This is a genomic window from Zoogloea sp. (assembly GCF_023150065.1).
Taxonomy (GTDB): domain Bacteria; phylum Pseudomonadota; class Gammaproteobacteria; order Burkholderiales; family Rhodocyclaceae; genus Zoogloea.
The window spans coordinates 1-691 of sequence record NZ_JAKLLN010000120.1; the positions used below are offsets into that span (position 1 = coordinate 1).

1 protein-coding gene and 1 pseudogene are annotated in these 691 nt (G+C 67.9%); one reads left to right on the forward strand and one right to left on the reverse strand.

What is annotated here, in order from left to right; translation table 11 throughout:
* The first annotated feature begins 12 nt into the window (after positions 1-12).
* Positions 13-168, forward strand: a complete 156-nt coding sequence (locus L6Q67_RS23785; protein WP_296576070.1) for an aldehyde dehydrogenase family protein — start codon at positions 13-15, stop codon at positions 166-168.
* Between the two features lie 143 nt (positions 169-311).
* Here L6Q67_RS23785 and L6Q67_RS23790 read toward each other — a convergent pair.
* Positions 312-691 (reverse strand): annotated as a pseudogene (locus tag L6Q67_RS23790) (hypothetical protein); the annotation flags it as partial.

Consider the following 691-nt stretch of genomic DNA (forward strand, 5'->3'; position numbering starts at 1 on the left):
AAGGGGTCGAAGATCTTCGAGATCGCCCGCAAACTCAAGGCAGGCGTGGTTTGGTGCAACACGTACAACAAGTTCGACCCGGCGTCGCCGTTCGGCGGGTACAAGGAATCGGGGTTCGGGCGCGAGGGCGGCGTGCAGGGGTTGCGGGGGTACGTGCGGCTCGGGTAGGAACACGGCCAACGTGCCCGGGCGCCACAGGGGGTCATGAACGCCGCAGAGTCGAAGCGGAAACTTGACGCAGCCCAGTTTCAAAGCTCCGAAACGCGCGACTGCCCGGTTCCGGGCATGACGCAGCGTGGATCACGTGACGCCTACGAGCCGACAGCCTTCCACCCTTGCATGATGGCGGTTGCCCCGGTGTTCTCGATCACCCCGCACGTGCCAGGATCATCGCCGACCGGCAGCACGAGCCTCAGCTTGCCCCCCACCACCTTCTTGTCGTGGGACATGAGCTCCAGCAGGCGGTCCGATGGCGGGAGGCCCGCGAGCCGGGTCGGCAGGCCCGCCGCGGCCATGGCGGCTTCAACCTGCTTCACCAGCCCGTCATTGCAGAGCCCCGCCCCGAGCGAGCAATGTGCCGCGGCGACCAGGCCCACGGCGACGGCTTCTCCGTGGTGCAGCGGCGCGTGCTCGGGCGTGCCATCGGGCGACAGTTGCGGGATGGTCTGGATTGCGTGCCCGACGGTGTGGC